The organism is Idiomarina xiamenensis 10-D-4 (assembly GCF_000299895.1).
Taxonomy (GTDB): domain Bacteria; phylum Pseudomonadota; class Gammaproteobacteria; order Enterobacterales; family Alteromonadaceae; genus Idiomarina; species Idiomarina xiamenensis.
This window is the reverse complement of sequence record NZ_AMRG01000009.1, coordinates 50,248-67,494: the sequence shown is the minus strand read 5'-3', so window position 1 is coordinate 67,494 and position 17,247 is coordinate 50,248. Positions and strand designations below refer to the sequence as shown.

Genomic DNA, 17,247 nt, shown 5'->3' with positions numbered 1-17,247 from the left:
AAAGATCACTACTTGTTTACAACAGGGTGTGTCCATCACTGAACACGCCCGCCATTCTAATTAACTTTCAATAAAAGTCAAAGCTGACGGGCGCAACTGAGCACTTATTAATCTTGCTAATTAAAGCCAGACATAAAAAAACCCGGCCAAATTGGCCGGGCTAAAGTCCTTACTAATCCAGGGAGAGAACATCTCGTGAGGCTTTCCGTCCGCCTCAGTAATTCTGACTCGGCCTCTGTAAAGAAGTTCAATTAATGCGCAACTTCTTTGCAAAAATTCCGTTAATGCGCCTCATCCCAGTTTTCGCCAATACCCGCTTCGGCAATTAAAGGTACGTCAATGTTAGCCGCCGACTCCATCACTTCGACTAATTGTTGAGTCACTTTTTCGGCTTGATCAGCTTTAATTTCAAATACCAACTCATCGTGCACCTGCATGATCATCCATGCATCGACCGAGTCGGCCTGCTGTTTTAACCACGCAGACACCTTTAACATCGCCTTCTTAATGATATCGGCGGCGGTGCCTTGCATCGGCGCGTTAATGGCTGCACGCTCGGCAGCCTTTCTACGGGCACCGTTACGCGCATTAATATCAGGTAAATGCAGACGTCGACCATAAATAGTCTCGACATACCCTTTCGCCGCTGCTTGCTCGCGAGTTTTTTCCATATAGGTCAATACGCCCGGAAAACGCTCGAAATACTTATCCATATATTGTTGTGCTTCATAACGCGGAATATCTAACTGGCGTGATAAACCAAAAGCTGACATACCGTAAATCAAACCAAAGTTAACGGCTTTCGCGCGCCGACGTTGCTCGGCACTAACGGCTTCAGCCTCGCAACCAAACACTTCGGCAGCGGTGGCTCGGTGAATATCTTGACCGTTTGCGAAAGCCTCTAGTAAGCCCTTGTCTTGCGACAAATGCGCCATGATCCGTAATTCGATTTGACTGTAATCGATAGCGACAATTTTATAACCATCAGCGGCCACAAACGCCTGCCGCACGCGTCGCCCTTCCTCGGTTCGAATCGGAATGTTTTGTAAATTCGGCTCAGTTGAAGATAACCGACCGGTGGCCGCGACCGCTTGCTGATATGAGGTGTGGATGCGTTGTGTACGCGGATTGACCATCTTCGGCAACTTGTCGGTATAGGTCGATTTTAGCTTCGACATGCTGCGATGCTGCAAAATCACCTCAGGCAACGGATAATCGTGAGCCAGCTCTTGCAGCACATCTTCGGCGGTTGATGCGGCACCTTTCGGTGTCTTTTTGATAATCGGTAGCTCAAGCTTCTCAAATAAAATCGCCTGCAACTGCTTAGGCGAGCCCAAGTTGAATGATTCACCCGCCATCTCGAAGGCTTGTTTTTCCAGTTTATCTAATTTCGTCGCCAATTCATGGCTTTGTTGATGCAAACGCTGAGCATCAATGCGCACACCGCGCTGCTCCATATCACACAAAACGCTCAGTAATGGCACCTCGATATCGGTTAATACCGGTACTAGTGACGCTTGTTGTTGAACCTCGTGCCAAAGCTTCTCGTGTAAACGTAATGTCACGTCAGCATCTTCGGCCGCGTACGGCGAGGCTTCATCTAAACGGATCTGGTCAAAAGTCAGTTGTTTTGCGCCCTTACCGGCAATAGCCTCAAAGCTAATCGGCTTATGATTCAAATAGTGTAAACTGAGTGTGTCCATGTCATGCCGTGAACCGACACTATTAAAGACATATGAGGCCAACATGGTGTCATTTAAAATCCCCTGCAGGCGAATGTCATAGCGACGTAAAATATGGCTATCGTACTTTAGATTTTGTCCGACTTTTTTCGGTTTTTGAGCCTCTAACAACGGCTTAAGCTGCTCCAATACCCAATCTCGTGGGAGTTGCTGCGGCGCATCAGGATAATCATGAGCAACCGGTATATAAGCAGCTTCACCCGCTTTCACCGCTAACGACACCCCAACCAGCTCGGCTTCCATATAATTTAATGAGGTTGTTTCGGTATCAAACGCAAAGTAATCGCTATCTTTTAAACGTTGCAACCATTCTTTAAACGCCGCTTCGGTGAGCACCGTTTGATAGCCATCACGGCTAATACCGGTTTCGACACTTTCTGATGGTTGTTCGCCCAAGGCTTGGTCGGTCGCCGCCCCGCTTTCTAACACTTCGCCTAACCAACGACGGAACTCACACTGTCCATATAGCTCGACTAGGCGGTCACGGTCGGCGGTTTGAATCGTCAGTTTATCGGGCGTTAGGGGTATTTCGACATCCAGCTTGATGGTGGCTAACTCGCGGGACATAAGTAACTGCTCACGATGCTCTCGCAATTTTTCAGGCATCGACTTAGCCCCACGAAAACTCAGACTGGCGACCGCGTCAGGATCTTCATACAGGTGCTCCACCGAAGCGAATCCCGCCAACATCGCTTGCGCGGTCTTTTCACCCACTTTCGGTAGCCCTGGAATGTTGTCAGAGCTATCCCCCATTAACGCTAAGTAATCGATAAATTGCTCAGGTTTAACCCCATATTTATTAAATACACCATCACCGTCTAACAAGGTATCAGTCATCGTATTAATAAGCATGACATGCTCATTCACCAGCTGCGCCATGTCTTTATCACCGGTACTAATCAGCGTGAAACGTCCTGCTTCGCTAGCTTGCCGCGATAGCGTACCGATCACATCGTCAGCTTCGACACCTTCGATACACAGTAACGGTAATCCCATCGCCTCAACAATCTGGTGCAAGGGTTCAATTTGGCGTCGCAATTCGTCGGGCATAGGTGGTCGGTGGGCTTTGTATTCGCTGTAAATATCGTTGCGAAAAGTTGGCCCCTTCGCATCAAATACCACCGCCATATGTGATGGCTGATAACGCTTTAACAGGCTACGCAGCATATTAACCACACCATAAATTGCCCCAGTCGCTTCGCCTTTGGAGTTTGTCAGGTGCGGTGGCGCGTGAAACGCACGAAATAGATAAGAAGAACCATCGACTAAAATAAACGGATTTTCGGGGACCTGAAGGCTCATGCGGGGATCTCAATGACGGTCAAAAAAGAATGCGCTAAGCATGCCACAGGCGCGCCGCAGACGCTAGCAAGGCGCTCGGCTTAAACTTGAACATGCTGTGGATAAGTCTGTTGACAAGGGAAAATTCTACCGGTTGAGACAATAAAGCTCAACAGCATGATTAAAACATAAAGTATTGTATTAAAAGGGATTTAAACAACTGCTAGATCCCGTACTACTTTTCTTATGTTATTATTTGCAGCTGTGGAAACTGCAATTGTACGGCGACTTGTTCGTTAACAGCGTAACAAAACAAGAGAGCTAGACTACCACACTGCCGCAAATGATCCAGCACTGTATTTGATCATTTTTAGAACGTTTAGCTGTAACTAAAGAAGGATTTAAGAGCAACAGAGTATGAGCCAGTGAAACAGCCTGCTATCGGTGATCCAGCACAACCGTTGAGCGTCGATTATTATCGCGACAATTATCGCTTTTTGCTCGAATGGGTGTACCAACATCATCGCCCGTTACTCGACGAAGATATGCGCCGAGACTATCATCGCTTTCAAGCGTTAAGCCGCGATAGCCAGTGCTTATTAGTACGTATGCTATCGCGCAAGCCGACATTATTCCGGCGCCCTCAGCTTGATTACCCAGAAATCGATGTCAATAACGCTATCAGCGAACTACAGCAACTCGGTTGGTTGGTGAGCGGTGATGACTTTCCCTACCAGCAATGGCTGCCATTGTTACTCAAATCAGAATTATTTGATGTCAGCCATCGCTATCAACTGACAACGATAAAAAGCACCAGCAAAGCACAACTGATCTCAGACTTAGCTAATCACTTCGACAGTTTGAGCGTTGCTCCAAAAAGTCCGGTTCACTGGTTTGCGCTGACCATCGCCGGACAATTTGCGCGCTTTCAATTATTGTTCTTTGGCAACGCCTATCAAGATCTGACGGAGTTTACCAAAACCGCACTGGGGCATGTCCGCTATGAGCAATATACCATTCGCGACGACGCGGTTTTCCCCGATCGGCAAGCGTTACAGCAGTATGCCGATTGGCAACAATTAAAGCAGCGCTGGCGACAGGCCGACGCCGATCCACAACGGCAAATCGCACTCGCCCAACAGTTGCTATTAGCGCGACCCGCAATTGGTGATAGCTTACTCGTGGTCAGCCAAAGCTCGCGTATCAGTAATCGTATAGCTCGCCATCTGGAACGATTACAGCAACTCGATAGTGCTCTGCAATGGTATCAATTGAGTCAACGCCACCCGGCACGCGAACGACAAGTTCGTATTCTGGCAAAGCAAGGGCAATTGCAAGCAGCATGGCGGTTGTATCAAAAAATTTGCGAAGATCCTTGGAATATCGAGGAAGTCGAAAACCTAAAAAGCGTCGCTAAGCAGTTAGCCAAAGCCTTACGACAACCGTGGTCTCCGTCGCGCCCCATCGCAGTAGCGGAACAGCAGTTGAATCTGCCCACCAACAGTGACGTCGAGCAAGCGGTGCTGGCACACTATCAACAGCAGGGTTGGCAAGGCATTCACGGTGAAAATTGGCTACCACTCAGTCTTTACGGTTTGGCGTGTTGGGACATTATTTTTAGTGACCAAACACAGGCATTTTGTCATCCCTTCCAACGCGCACCCCGTGATTTACTCAGTCAGCGCTTTTATCATCGCCGACGGCAACTGTTCGAGCAACGCTGGCAGCAATTACAGCAGCAGCCTTCGCAAGTGCTAGCCAACATGCTCAGTCATTTCAATGACAAGCACGGTATCGCTAACGACTTCGTTGTCTGGCCGCGCCTAACGGCAACATTAATTAGCACGTGGTTTAACGCCTTAACGCCGACTCAATGGCAATATATTTGGCAATATCTGGCGTTTGACTATCGTCACCATCGTAGCGGTTTTCCTGACTTGTGGTTGCTTCATCCGCAGCACGGCATCAAGCTCATCGAGGTCAAAGGCCCAGGCGATCGCCTGCAAAGTCATCAACGACGTTGGCTAGCAAGGCTGCAAGCGGCTCAGCTAACCATTCAGGTCTGTTACGTGAGTTGGTGCGATTAAACCGTTAACGGCGGCCAAATAATTGCTGCACCAAACCTTGCTTTTGTGACTTATCGGGCCCAGCTTGTAGCCATGACTGCCAGATAAGAGTGAGTACATACTTACTTGATTCATCAAAGCTTACGGCGGAGGATAAGTTAATCGGTGATTGCCTAACACGAGCCAACTGGGTAGGTGTTTGCGTCACCTGCCACAGCCCGATCAATTGTGCGTAGCTTTGCCATAACGGCGGCAAGGCCGAATGGACAGCCGCTGACGGAGATGAAAGGTTCGATGTGGTAGTACGACAGTATTGCTGAATCGCTTCGGCGGTTTGTTTAAAACGCTGCTTTTGGCGCGTGCGATAGGCTAATAAATCATGGTTGCCGAGACCATTCTCTAACGTTAGCGTCAAGCTCGCTAACGGCAGCAACAACGGTTGTAGCTGGCAACTCAATAGCAGCTCGACTAATGCCTCAAGACCCTCGACCTGAGGACGTCTTAATTCGCGCTGAACACGCTCAAACCAGCCCGCGATGGCCTGCTCCAATAAGCTTAAGTAGATCGCCTCTTTGCTATCGAAATAGAGGTAAAGCGTGCCCTTTGCCAGGCCACAACGCTGTGCGATTTGTGCGGCGGTAGGTAGCTGCTGCGGCTGGCTTAAAAATAGTTCAGTGGCGGCCGCCAAAATGCTCTCGCGTCGTTGTTCTTTCTGTTTTGGTTGTCGCGCTCGTTGATGAGCACCCGCTACCTGGCCCCCAGACTCTTTGTTCATTGCCGCCTCCATTGCCATGAATCACTCGGACGTTAGCGATTCGGTGACTCGCCCAGTTGCTGTTGCAACTGCGTTAGTACTCGGTTGGTATCGGGTTTATTGCCATCATGCCACAATACATAGCTATAAGCTGCCTGCTCGACCAACATACCTAAACCATCTTGCCGACGTTTGATGCCACAATCAGCCGCCCATTGCAGAAACTGCTGCGCGGCTTGACCATACATCATGTCGTACACGCGTCCCTCTGACTTGACCAACTGCTTAGGTAGACAAACGCGCTCGCCTTGCAAACTCATGCTGGTTGCATTTATCAGCAAGTCGACAGCACTACAAGCACTGACCTCTGCTGCTGCTTGCACCGGCGCGCCGCGAGCCTGCCACAGCGCCGCAATCCGCTGCGCTTTATGGTGAGTTCGATTAACCAAGGTGATCTGCGCTACCCCAGCCGCCAGTAAACTTCCAATGACCCCTTGCGCGGCGCCGCCAGCGCCTAAAATACAGACGCTCAAACCGGTCAAACGCTCGCCATCACGTTGCAGATCAGCAACTAACCCTAAACCATCGGTATTGTCTCCCAATAATTGTCCGTGCCCTAATGGCACCAAAGTATTGACCGCTTTGGCTTGTTGCGCGCGCACCGTGACATGGCTACAGAGTTGATAAGCTAGGCCTTTAAACGGCGTAGTCACATTAGCGCCAGCGCCCCCCTCGCGAAAGAATCTGGCGACCGCGCGACGAAACTGCCCGGTCGATGTTAAACTACAGCAATAATTCAGTTGTTCTCGACGCTGATTAGCAAACGCTTGATGAATTAGCGGCGAACGGCTATGACTGACCGGATTTCCAAATAGCGTAAATCGATTCATGTTTAATCTACTAAGACGAAAAAAAGCAGCACCGGACACACCCGATGCGGTGACCACACCCTACCAACAATTGGCTGGTGAAGTGGGTGTAAAAGCTATGGCTAATCGCTTTTATGACATTATGGAGCAAGATCCGCAAGCAGCAGAGTTGTTAGCCATACATCCGCAGCCATTAACTGCCATTCGCGAAAAGTTTTTTGAGTTTTTAAGCGGTTGGTTGGGCGGGCCCAACTTATTTGAGGAAAAGTACGGTCATCCACGCTTGCGCGCTCGCCATTTACCCTTCCGTATCGACGAAAAGATGCGTGATCAATGGCTTTACTGTATGTATCGGGTATTAGATGAGCAAGTGCAAGACGACCTGTTGAAAATGCAATTACGTAGTCGTTTTACTGCACTCGCCCATCATATGATCAATTGCTAAGCGAGCACCTTTAACCAATCGCGCGCATGCAGATAATAGTCGGTTAACATCGACTCCGGCGTACCCGGTTCGGCTTGCCACTGATATTGCCAACGCGCCAACGGCGGCATCGACATCAAAATCGATTCGGTGCGACCACCGGTTTGCAAACCAAATAGCGTACCGCGGTCCCATACCAGATTAAATTCGACGTAACGACCACGACGATACAACTGGAATTGTCGCTCGCGCTCGCCATACGGCAGGTTTTTGCGACGTTCGACAATCGGTAAATAAGCCGTTAAATAAGCGTCACCAACGGCACGCATGATCGCGAAAGCCTCGTCAAACGGTCTATCGTTCAAGTCATCAAAGAAAATACCGCCAACGCCGCGAGTTTCATCGCGGTGTTTTAAAAAGAAATACTCGTCGCACCAACTTTTAAACTTCGGATAAAGTGCTTCATCAAACGCATCCAACGCGTCTTTACAGACTTGATGCCAGTGCAGAATATCTTCATCAAACGGGTAGAAAGGCGTTAAATCGAACCCACCACCAAACCACCAAACGGGTTCTTCACCCGGCTTTTCGGCGATAAAAAAGCGCACATTAGCATGTGACGTCGGTACATACGGGTTGTGTGGGTGCATAACCAACGACACACCACAGGCATTGAAGTTACGACCGGCTAACTCGGGACGGTGCGCGGTTGCTGAGGCTGGCATTTTCTCGCCAAAAACGTGCGAAAAACCAACCCCACCTTGTTCGAATAGCTGACCATCTCGAATGATGCGTGAACGCCCGCCGCCGCCGCCATCACGTTGCCAACTGTCCTCGCTGAACGCGGCGCCACCATCGGCTTCACTCAGAGCCTGACAAATCTTATCCTGCAAGGCCATTAAGTAGGCTTTGACAGGCGCTAACTGCTGTTCACTCATGTTTAACGAACCACCTGACCGGTTAAAGGATTAATAATGGTAGACGGCGAACTTGCGCCTGCCACTGCGTCATCCATTACCCAAGCCAGTTCGTCGTTAAACTCCGTCTTAACCGCTTCGAAGCTGGTTAAAGACGGCTGCTGATGCCGGTTAGCACTGGTCGATACGATCGCACTATTAAGCTGACGACACAGCTCCCGGGCAGGTTCATAAGCGGTTACGCGACAGGCGATAGTATCGAATTGCCCACGTAATAAGGGCGAAACCGATTGTCGTGCAGGTAACAGCAACGTCACCGGACCCGGCCAGTGAGAAAACACACTAAAGCGTTTGTCTTGGGGAATGGCATTGTCGTCAACGAAAGGTAGCAATTGACTATAGTCAGCGGCAAGTAGAATAAAGCCCTTTTCTTGAGGGCGTTGCTTTAGATCAAGCAATTGCTGTAAAAATACGTCTTCTCGAGGGTCACAACCGAGTCCAAATACGGCTTCGGTCGGATAAGCAATCAGCCCTGTTGCAAAGGCCTCTCGTGCCGCCTGCCAATCATGCATGATGTGTTTTACTCCGCAGCCATTAAAAAGCTTAATTATACGTCTTCCAATTTATGACCGCACGATTTTCGCGCACAGACGAGTTGCGCTCGCCCTTGCTGCTGCTTTTTCATCATTACTGGGTAATCGCAGGCGGGGCAAACTTTCGCTAAAGGCGGATAATTAACCGCGAATTGGCAGCTGGGATATTGGTTGCAGGCATAAAAGCGCTTGCCATACTTACTGGTGCGCTCTACCAGTCGCCCGGATTCGCACTCAGGGCAGTCAACCTCGGTTTGCTCAGGACTGTCAGCTTCGGCAACAAAATGACAATCAGGAAAATTCGCACAGCCAACAAAAAATCCGTAGCGGCCCTGCTTTAGCAGTAACTCGCCACCACATTGCGGACATTCAACGCCTAAGCTTTGAGGCTCTAACTGGCTATCATGCAACGGCTGGGTGTGCTGACATTTGGGGTATGCACTACAAGCCCAAAAACTGTCCTGACCAACATGCTTGATTCGCATCGCGGCACCACATTCAGGACAGGGCTTCTCATTAGCTTCAAGACTCACGACAAACTCCCGCGCATTAATCAATTAGCAAGCCGAATAATAACGGTACGGATAGCAAAGATATAAGGATAACACATTGAAAGTCGTAAAAATCAGCGAGAAAAAGTGATTACCGCCACCGCAGTGACGGTATTGAGATAAACCCCGCTGTTTGGCTACAGCGCCGGTTATCGACTAGTGCAAGACGCCGTCAGCCTCTTCAAAGAGCAGGCCTTCCATCTGGTCGTAAGCCGCTTCGTGACCGGGAACATTAAACAACACCATCAATACCACCCACTTTAAGTCGTCGATGGTAAATTGCGGCGTATCTAGCTCCATGACCCGATCGATGACCATTTCGCGCGTACTAAAATCAAGCACACCTAAGCTTTCCAGATACATCAGAAAGCCGCGACTCTGGCAATCCATACGAGCCATTTCATCGGCAGTGTAAACCCGAGTTGAGGTCGCCGGTGACTGCGTCAGATAAGGCTTACTTTGACTGTCTTGCAAGTCAGCTAACCGCTCTAACCAAGCAAGGGCTTTATAGATTTCCTGACGATGAAAACCTGCACGGGTCAGTTCTTCGGTCAGTTCATCATGGTCTACTACCACTTCCGTTTCTGAATGAATATAGTTTTCAAACAGATACATGAGGATATCAAACATCGTCAGCGCCTCCCCATTTTTATATAGCCAGCCGGAACAGCTTCAACACGACCAGCAATTTCAAGCAACAACATTTGCTCACTGACTTCGGCTATGGACAATCCAGTAAGCTCAACCAGACGGTCTAATGATGTTGCTTCATTTCCCACATTAGCTAACAATTTCTGGCTTGCCAAGCCTTTATTGTCGCTACTCGGTGCCTTATTCATCGGTTTTTGCGAACTAACGACCGGTTGCGGCTGTTTTTCAAGTATCGGTAATAATTCATCCAGCCCTTGCTCGCCTGTCATCAAAAACGCACCCTGCTGAATCAACCGATGACAGCCATCGTACGCACTGTTCCACATGGAACCGCTGAAGGCGGCGACATCTCGATTCTGTTCCAGTGCATAAGCCGCCGTCGTCATCGAACCACTGGCGAGCGTGGCTTCCACTACGGTCGTTACCTGGCTTAATCCACTAATAATACGGTTGCGGCGCGGAAAATGATCGCTTTTTGCCGGACTTCCTGGAATAAACTCGCTTAACAACAGCCCTTGCTCCGCGATCTGCTGTTGTAGCAAACGGTTGCGGCGTGGGTAAATATAATCGCACCCAACCCCGAGTACGGCGATGGCTCGACCATGCGCCAATGCACTACGGTGCGCGGCAGCATCGACTCCCATTGCCAAGCCACTTACCACCACCCAGCCGCGTTGACAGCACTGCTGAGCCAGCCAAGCCGCGTTATGCAAACCGGTTGTTGATGCTTTTCGGCTACCCACAATAGCCACCGCAGGCTGCTGTGCTAAACGGATATCGCCGTGATAGAACAAGATAACGGGCGGTCTCTTAATTTCTCGTAACAGCGTCGGATAATCCCGACAACCGATGTGCGTCCAGCCTCGCCCCTTCACGCCAAGAAAACGCTCGGCAAGCCGCTGTAATGGCACGACTCGCCGCTGAATATCAACGTCTTGCTCGATAGCGATAATCGCTGCTTGCGATGATCGCTGCGTTAACATCGGCGCCCAGCGCCGTTGTACTTGAATTGGCGCACTGGCTAGCGCCATCGCCAATGCCAATAGTCGTTGTTGCATGGACTGTCTTTTACCCCCCAAAATGCGCTAAAATTAGTGTAGTTGAAGCAAGCAAGATGATTGATATGGCAAAGTTAGCAGTATTAAAGTATCCCGATGAACGGTTACGCACCGTGGCAGAGCCCATCGCACAAGTCGACGAGGCGCTGCGCACGACGATTGACGACATGTTTGAGACTATGTACGAGTCGCAAGGTGTGGGGTTGGCTGCAACCCAAGTCGATGTTCATAAGCGATTGTTCGTCGCTGACTGTAGCGAAGATCAGAACGAGCCACTGGTGTTTATCAATCCTGAGATTACAGAGTCTGAGGGCGATTTCACCAACGAAGAAGGCTGTCTTTCTTTTCCCGGCGTTTACGCCAAAGTTGAACGCGCTAGTAAAGTCACCGTCTCGGCGTTAGATAAACACGGCGAGCGTTTTAGTAAAACCGCCGAAGGCCTATTGGCAATTTGTATTCAACACGAAATCGACCACCTGAACGGTAAACTGTTCGTCGACTACTTATCGCCATTAAAGCGTGAGCGCATCCGCAAAAAATTAGAAAAAGAGCAACGCTTACGCGAGAAGATGGTGGACGCTTAAACATGCGCATTGTTTTCGCCGGTACGCCAGAATTTGCCGAACGTCATTTAGCGGCGTTACTCGCTCAGCCCGAACTAGAGGTGGTAGCCGTTTATACGCAGCCTGATCGCCCCGCTGGACGTGGTAAACACTTGCAAGCCAGTGCGGTTAAGCAGCTCGCCATACAGCACGATATTCCCGTAGAACAGCCGTTGAGTCTGAAAGCTAGCGATAGCCAGCAACGCTTAAGCCAATACCAAGCCGACGTCATGGTGGTGGTTGCTTATGGTTTGCTATTGCCGCAAGCGGTGTTAGATATACCCAAGTTTGGCTGCATCAACGTGCACGGTTCGTTATTACCGCGTTGGCGCGGTGCAGCGCCAATTCAGCGTGCTATTTGGGCCGGCGACCCAGAGTCGGGCGTGGCGATCATGCAAATGGAAGCCGGCTTAGACACCGGCCCAGTGTTGCTAGAGCAACGTTGCCCTATCAGTCCAGACGACACTAGCGCCAGCTTATACAGTAAGCTGGCAGAGCTAGGTCCGCAGGCGTTAGTCAATACCCTGCTAGCGTTACCCGAGCGACAACAGCAGGCGCAAGCACAAGATGACTCGCTTAGCACCTACGCGAAAAAACTTAGCAAAGAAGAAGGCCAGTTTGATTGGTCGCAATCGGCGGCGCAATTGGAACGTAACGTGCGCGCCTTCACGCCTTGGCCCAGTGCATGGTTTAGTGTTGCTGGACACATAATTAAAGTGCAACAAGCCGAAGTTGTCGCTGGCGATAGCAAGGCTCCAATAGGCCAAATTTTGCGCGCTGACAAACACGGCATTGTCGTGCAGACCGCAGACCAAGCGCTTGCCATCACGCGCTTGCAACCACCCGGGAAAAAGCCGATGAGCGCTGCCGATGCGCTTAATGGTCGGGCCGACTGGTTTAGCCCAGGACAATCATTATTGTGAATTTATCCGCTAAAGCATCCTCTCAAACGCAGGCATCCGGTGCGCAAAGTCGTGCTGTCGCAGCCTTAGCCTTGTTTCAGGTATTGGAAAATGGTCGTTCATTAAGCGATGCCCTGCCACAAGCTAGCCGTCAACAGCAGTTAAATGCGCGCGATCAGGCCTTAGCTCAAGCAATTTGCTACGGCGTACTACGTCACTTACCGCGTTACAATGCCTACGCCAATGCGTTATTAGAAAAGCCCTTACGCGCTAAAATGAAGCCGCTGCATTACTTATTGCTGGTCGGTATTTATCAAATTGTCGGTTTAAATACGCAAACCCATGCCGCCGTTGCAGCAACCGTAGAAGCCGCCGTGTTACTCAAATTGCCACGTCACAAGGGCTTGGTAAACGGCGTGCTACGTAACTTTCTGCGTAATCAAGCCAGCATCGAACAGCAAGTTGATAGCGATGATTTAGCTCATCCGCGCTGGCTACAACAGCGCTTAATTGACAACTACGGGCAACAACGCGCGACCGACATTATGCAGGCTAATAATCAACAAGCGCCCATGTGGTTGCGGGTTAATCTAGCTAAACAAACACGCACCGACTATCAGCAGCGCTTACAACAGCAAGGCATCGATAGTGTTGCCGACCCACATGTTGCGTCAGCACTGCGGTTAACACACGCTGTCGCAGTACAGCAGCTGCCAGGTTTTGCTGAGGGTGACGTTTCGGTACAAGATGTTGCCGCCCAAGCTTGCGCAGCCTTGCTACAACCACAAACCGGTCAGCGCGTATTAGACTGCTGTGCGGCACCTGGCGGCAAAACCGTCCACATGCTAGAGCATTGCCACGGCGAGTTAAGCATGACCGCGTTAGATGTCGACGAGCGTCGCCTGCAACGCGTCGACGAAAACCTAAAGCGCGGCGGTTATCAGGCCCAGTTAGTTTGCGCCGATGCCGCGGCTACCGATAGTTGGTGGGATGGACAGCCGTTTCAAGCCATTTTGCTAGATGCACCCTGCTCGGCTACCGGTGTTATTCGTCGCCACCCCGATATCAAATGGTTGCGCCGCGCTGACGATATCGCTACGTTAACAGCTACTCAACAGCGCTTGCTGGATAACTTGTGGCCGACACTAGCCGTTGGCGGACGCTTACTTTATGCCACCTGCTCGGTCTTAACCGATGAAAACAGTGCGCAAATAGCGGCATTCTTAGCACGGCATGCGGATGCCCGACTACTGCCTATTGCAACAGCAGATAACCCTGTTGCGGGTGTCCTTGAGGGTTGCTGGCAGCGCCTACCGGGAACAGCTGAGGGCGATGGCTTCTTTTACGCAGTGATGGAAAAACAAGCATGAAAATCATTATCTTAGGCGCAGGCCAAGTGGGTGGAACATTGGCCGAAAATTTGGTCGGTGAGCGCAACGATATCACTATCATCGATACCGATACTCGCCTGCTAGAAGGGCTTCAAGATAAGTTCGATTTACGTGTGGTAGTCGGCCATGGCGGCCATCCCGATACCCTGCGTCGTGCCGGCGCTGAAGACGCCGACATGCTAATAGCGGTGACCAGCAGCGACGAAACTAATATGATCGCATGCCAAATCGCTTACACCATGTTCAATACGCCGACCAAAATCGCGCGTATTCGCTCAGAAGAATATATCCGTTTTAAAGATCAGCTATTCCACAATCAAGATATTCCAGTCGACCACATCATCTCGCCGGAACAACTAGTGACCAGTTACATTAAACGCCTGGTCGACTACCCAGGAGCGTTACAAGTCATGGAGTTCGCCAGTGGCCGCGCCAGCTTGGTAGCGGTTAAAGCCTATTACGGCGGCAAGCTGGTTGGTCATGCTATCTCGACGTTACGCGAGCATATTCCCAATATTGATACCCGGGTTGCCGCCATTTTCCGTCAAGGACAACCGATCAAGCCCATGGGTACTACGGTTATCGAAGCCGACGATGAGATTTTCTTTATTGCCGATACCCGTTACGTACGCACCGTGATGCAAGAGCTACAAAAGCTCGAGAATCAATATCGCCGTATCATGATTGTTGGTGGTGGTAATATCGGCGCAGGGTTAGCTAAACGTCTTGAAGACGACCATCGCATTAAGCTAATCGAACGCTCGCAAGAACGAGCCGAATTACTATCTCAACAACTTGAGCACACCTTAGTGTTCTGCGGCGATGCTTCCGATCAAAAGCTGCTGATGGAAGAGCACGTTGAAGATACCGATGTATTCATTGCGGTAACTAACGACGACGAAGCCAACATCATGTCGGCGATGTTAGCCAAGCGCATGGGCGCCAAAAAAACCATGGTATTGATTCAGCGTAATGCCTACGTTGACTTGGTTCAGGGTGGCGATATCGATATCGCTATCTCGCCACAACGCGCCACGGTATCGGCACTGCTAACGCACGTCCGACGTGGCGACATTGTGAATGTTTACTCACTGCGTAAAGGTGCTGCCGAGGCCATCGAAGCCATCGCCCACGGCGACGAAAATACCTCGAAAGTGGTTGGTAAAGCCATCCGCGACATTAAGCTGCCAGCGGGCACTACTATCGGTGCCGTGGTGCGCGGTAACGAGGTGATGATGGCACATAACGAAACCATTCTTCAGTCTGACGACCACGTCATCTTGTTCTTAGTCGATAAGAAGTATATCGGCGAGGTCGAGCGGTTATTCCAGCCCAGCGCCATGTTCTTTTAACGTTGGGCTACTGTGCTAGCTAGGGAATTACGAACGCCAAAATGTTGGTGTGAATAGCACCAACAGAGTGAACACTTCCAAGCGTCCAAACAGCATAGCAATCACCAAAAACCACTTACCTAAACCCGGTACATCGGCGTAGTTGGCGGCGACGCTGCCCAACCCCGGCCCTAAGTTATTCAAACAGGCAGCGGTGGCTGAGAACGCACTAACTTCGTCTAAGCCAACCGCCAGCAAGCCCAGCATGACGACCACAAACACCAACGCATAAGCCGAAAAGAAGCCCCAAATGGCCTCGATGACACGGTTAGGTAATGCACGATTGCCTAATTTCACCGAATAAACCGCTTTCGGGTGCACTAAGCGGTTCAGTTCACGAATGCCCTGACGGTATAACAGTAATACCCGGATCACCTTCAAGCCACCCGCGGTGGAACCGGCGCAGCCGCCAATAAAGCTGGCAAACAACAAGAGTAAAGGTAAAAACACCGGCCAGGCGGAAAAGTCAGCGGTCGCAAAACCCGCGGTTGTACTGATTGAAACCGACTGCAATAGCGCTTGGTCAAAGGTTTGTTCGGTATTGCTGTAAACGTCGTGCGAAAGTAACGTGAAAAACACCACCAGCATCAGCACCGACAAAATAACGATAAAGGCCTTGCTTTCAGGGTCGCGCCAATACATCAGTAGCGAACGTTGTGTCACTGCGGCATAGTGCACTGCAAAATTAACCCCCGACAACAGCAAAAACACCACGCAAATCATATTAATTTGGCTGCTGGCAAAATAGCCCAAACTGGCATCGTGGGTCGAAAAACCACCAATCGCGACCGTCGAAAATGCATGGCAAATGGCGTCAAACCAACTCATGCCAGCAAAGGCGTAAGCGCTGGCGCAAGCGATGGTTAAAAACAAATAAATAAACCACAAATGTTTAGCCGTGTCGGCGATACGGGGAGTCATTTTGGCGTCTTTTAACGGCCCCGGCATTTCCGCCCGATACAACTGCATGCCACCGATACCCAGCATCGGCAAAATGGCCACCGCTAACACGATGATACCCATACCACCAAACCATTGCAGTTGCTGCCGATAGAACAGAATGCTGTGTGGCAAACTATCTAAACCGGTAATCACCGTAGCACCGGTGGTGGTGAGGCCAGAAAACGATTCAAACACGGCGTCGGTAACCGACAACGGCAATTCGGTGGTCAAAATAAAGGGTAAGGTACCAACCGCACCCAGTACCGTCCAAAACAGCACCGTCAATAAGAAACCATCACGCGCCTTTAAGTCGGTGCGCACGTGGCGCTGCGGATTCCATACCAAAAAGCCAATAATCAAGCTGATGACAAAGCTGGCAATAAACGCTAGTCCACCGCCGTCACCATAGATTAACGCCACCACCGCAGGCGGCAATAGCGTGAAAGAAAAGACGCCAATGAGCATCCCAAGAATACGTAAAATGCCACGATAACGCATATCAGCCGGTCGCCTCGGTCTGCACTCGTCCTTGCGTCTGCGCCAACAAATCGGTGTCTAACATATCGCGTTTTTCAGGCTCCAAACTGATGGTCAAGTGAATGCTGGCACCATAATCGCTAGCAATTAACATGGCTTGATGACGATGTAGTACATAGTCAACGGCACTTTGGTCAGCATAATCGCAACGTAATTGGTAACGCCGACGCACAACCCGATGACTAACCGGTAAGCTCTTTAAGCTCTCGACGACCACCTGCGTGTATGCACGTTGCAAGCCGCCAGTGCCCAACTTAATACCACCAAAATAACGTACCACGACCACCGCAATCTCGCCGATACGTTGATTCAGTAGAACATTCAGCATCGGCCTGCCCGCCGTTCCCGAGGGCTCACCATCATCGCTACAAGCGTAACTTTGACTGTCTTCTGGCGCCCCAGCAATGGCCGCCGTGCAGTAATGGCTCGCGCCCGGCCAGCGTTGTTTTACACGCAACAAAAACTGTTGCGCAGCCGCACTGTCGGCTACCGCTGCCACACAGGCAATAAATCGACTCTGTTTAATCACCAGTTCGTGTTCATGATCACGCGCCGGTATCGGGTATCCAGCCACTA

At 50.4% G+C, this 17,247-nt stretch carries 16 protein-coding genes; 6 read left to right on the top strand and 10 right to left on the bottom strand.

Annotated elements, in window-relative coordinates:
- Positions 1-281: 281 nt before the first annotated feature.
- A complete protein-coding gene (gene polA, locus A10D4_RS08115) occupies positions 282-3,044 on the bottom strand; it encodes a DNA polymerase I (protein WP_008488881.1) in 2,763 nt (920 codons plus the stop codon).
- A gap of 404 nt (positions 3,045-3,448) precedes the next feature.
- On the opposite strand from polA, the gene A10D4_RS08110 reads away from it, so the two are divergent.
- Positions 3,449-5,110, top strand: coding sequence for a VRR-NUC domain-containing protein (locus A10D4_RS08110; RefSeq protein ID WP_008488880.1), 1,662 nt, complete (start codon positions 3,449-3,451; stop codon positions 5,108-5,110).
- A 4-nt stretch (positions 5,111-5,114) separates the two neighbouring features.
- Here the strand turns inward: A10D4_RS08110 and A10D4_RS13655 are convergent, their stop codons facing one another.
- Together A10D4_RS13655 and aroE are read right to left on the bottom strand one after the other, a co-directional pair.
- Positions 5,115-5,864, bottom strand: a complete 750-nt coding sequence (locus A10D4_RS13655) for a TetR/AcrR family transcriptional regulator (RefSeq protein ID WP_008488879.1) — start codon at positions 5,862-5,864, stop codon at positions 5,115-5,117.
- A 32-nt stretch (positions 5,865-5,896) separates the two neighbouring features.
- Complete coding sequence (aroE, locus tag A10D4_RS08100; RefSeq protein WP_008488877.1) at positions 5,897-6,733, bottom strand: shikimate dehydrogenase; 837 nt, start codon at positions 6,731-6,733, stop codon at positions 5,897-5,899.
- Here aroE and A10D4_RS08095 point away from each other — a divergent pair.
- Positions 6,732-7,157: a group II truncated hemoglobin gene (locus A10D4_RS08095; protein WP_008488876.1), complete on the top strand. Its 426-nt coding sequence runs from the start codon at positions 6,732-6,734 to the stop codon at positions 7,155-7,157. The genes aroE and A10D4_RS08095 overlap by 2 nt on opposite strands.
- Here A10D4_RS08095 and hemF read toward each other — a convergent pair.
- The 5 genes from hemF to dprA all read right to left on the bottom strand — a co-directional run bounded on the left by hemF (position 7,154) and on the right by dprA (position 10,906).
- Positions 7,154-8,074, bottom strand: coding sequence for an oxygen-dependent coproporphyrinogen oxidase (gene hemF / locus A10D4_RS08090; RefSeq protein WP_008488875.1), 921 nt, complete (start codon positions 8,072-8,074; stop codon positions 7,154-7,156). The genes A10D4_RS08095 and hemF overlap by 4 nt on opposite strands.
- A 2-nt stretch (positions 8,075-8,076) precedes the next feature.
- Complete coding sequence (tsaC, locus tag A10D4_RS08085; protein WP_156812112.1) at positions 8,077-8,628, bottom strand: L-threonylcarbamoyladenylate synthase type 1 TsaC; 552 nt, start codon at positions 8,626-8,628, stop codon at positions 8,077-8,079.
- A 32-nt stretch (positions 8,629-8,660) separates the two neighbouring features.
- The gene (locus A10D4_RS08080) at positions 8,661-9,179 is read right to left on the bottom strand and encodes a DNA topoisomerase family protein (RefSeq protein ID WP_237738536.1); all 519 of its coding nucleotides are present in this window, start codon (positions 9,177-9,179) and stop codon (positions 8,661-8,663) included.
- Between the two features lie 174 nt (positions 9,180-9,353).
- A complete protein-coding gene (locus A10D4_RS08075; RefSeq protein ID WP_008488872.1) occupies positions 9,354-9,827 on the bottom strand; it encodes a DUF494 family protein in 474 nt (157 codons plus the stop codon).
- 2 nt (positions 9,828-9,829) lie between these two features.
- Positions 9,830-10,906 carry a DNA-processing protein DprA gene (dprA, locus tag A10D4_RS08070; protein WP_008488870.1) on the bottom strand — a complete coding sequence of 359 codons (1,077 nt, stop codon included), beginning with the start codon at positions 10,904-10,906 and terminating at the stop codon, positions 9,830-9,832.
- Between the two features lie 65 nt (positions 10,907-10,971).
- On the opposite strand from dprA, the gene def reads away from it, so the two are divergent.
- The 4 genes from def to trkA are packed head-to-tail and all read left to right on the top strand — an operon-like array spanning position 10,972 to position 15,153.
- On the top strand, positions 10,972-11,490 hold the full coding sequence (gene def, locus A10D4_RS08065) for a peptide deformylase (protein WP_008488869.1): 519 nt from the start codon (positions 10,972-10,974) through the stop codon (positions 11,488-11,490).
- Positions 11,491-11,492: 2 nt separating this feature from the next.
- The gene (fmt, locus tag A10D4_RS08060; RefSeq protein WP_008488868.1) at positions 11,493-12,431 is read left to right on the top strand and encodes a methionyl-tRNA formyltransferase; all 939 of its coding nucleotides are present in this window, start codon (positions 11,493-11,495) and stop codon (positions 12,429-12,431) included.
- A complete protein-coding gene (gene rsmB, locus A10D4_RS08055; RefSeq protein WP_008488867.1) occupies positions 12,428-13,780 on the top strand; it encodes a 16S rRNA (cytosine(967)-C(5))-methyltransferase RsmB in 1,353 nt (450 codons plus the stop codon). Before fmt ends, rsmB begins: the two co-directional genes overlap by 4 nt.
- The gene (gene trkA, locus A10D4_RS08050; protein WP_008488866.1) at positions 13,777-15,153 is read left to right on the top strand and encodes a Trk system potassium transporter TrkA; all 1,377 of its coding nucleotides are present in this window, start codon (positions 13,777-13,779) and stop codon (positions 15,151-15,153) included. The genes rsmB and trkA overlap by 4 nt, the downstream gene beginning before the upstream one ends.
- A gap of 27 nt (positions 15,154-15,180) precedes the next feature.
- Here the strand turns inward: trkA and A10D4_RS08045 are convergent, their stop codons facing one another.
- Positions 15,181-16,632: a TrkH family potassium uptake protein gene (locus A10D4_RS08045; protein ID WP_008488865.1), complete on the bottom strand. Its 1,452-nt coding sequence runs from the start codon at positions 16,630-16,632 to the stop codon at positions 15,181-15,183.
- Position 16,633: 1 nt separating this feature from the next.
- The gene (locus A10D4_RS08040; protein ID WP_008488864.1) at positions 16,634-17,245 is read right to left on the bottom strand and encodes a YigZ family protein; all 612 of its coding nucleotides are present in this window, start codon (positions 17,243-17,245) and stop codon (positions 16,634-16,636) included.
- Positions 17,246-17,247: the final 2 nt, after the last annotated feature.

Bases quoted from the DNA above. Each gene is read 5' to 3' on its own strand.
- dprA (WP_008488870.1), bottom strand. From the start codon at position 10,906: ATGCAACAACGACTATTGGCATTGGCGATGGCGCTAGCCAGTGCGCCA.
- hemF (WP_008488875.1), bottom strand. From the start codon at position 8,074: ATGAGTGAACAGCAGTTAGCGCCTGTCAAAGCCTACTTAATGGCCTTG.
- def (WP_008488869.1), top strand. From the start codon at position 10,972: ATGGCAAAGTTAGCAGTATTAAAGTATCCCGATGAACGGTTACGCACC.
- fmt (WP_008488868.1), top strand. From the start codon at position 11,493: ATGCGCATTGTTTTCGCCGGTACGCCAGAATTTGCCGAACGTCATTTA.
- A10D4_RS13655 (WP_008488879.1), bottom strand. From the start codon at position 5,864: ATGAACAAAGAGTCTGGGGGCCAGGTAGCGGGTGCTCATCAACGAGCG.
- A10D4_RS08045 (WP_008488865.1), bottom strand. From the start codon at position 16,632: ATGCGTTATCGTGGCATTTTACGTATTCTTGGGATGCTCATTGGCGTC.
- A10D4_RS08095 (WP_008488876.1), top strand. From the start codon at position 6,732: ATGTTTAATCTACTAAGACGAAAAAAAGCAGCACCGGACACACCCGAT.
- aroE (WP_008488877.1), bottom strand. From the start codon at position 6,733: ATGAATCGATTTACGCTATTTGGAAATCCGGTCAGTCATAGCCGTTCG.
- polA (WP_008488881.1), bottom strand. From the start codon at position 3,044: ATGAGCCTTCAGGTCCCCGAAAATCCGTTTATTTTAGTCGATGGTTCT.
- trkA (WP_008488866.1), top strand. From the start codon at position 13,777: ATGAAAATCATTATCTTAGGCGCAGGCCAAGTGGGTGGAACATTGGCC.
- A10D4_RS08075 (WP_008488872.1), bottom strand. From the start codon at position 9,827: ATGTTTGATATCCTCATGTATCTGTTTGAAAACTATATTCATTCAGAA.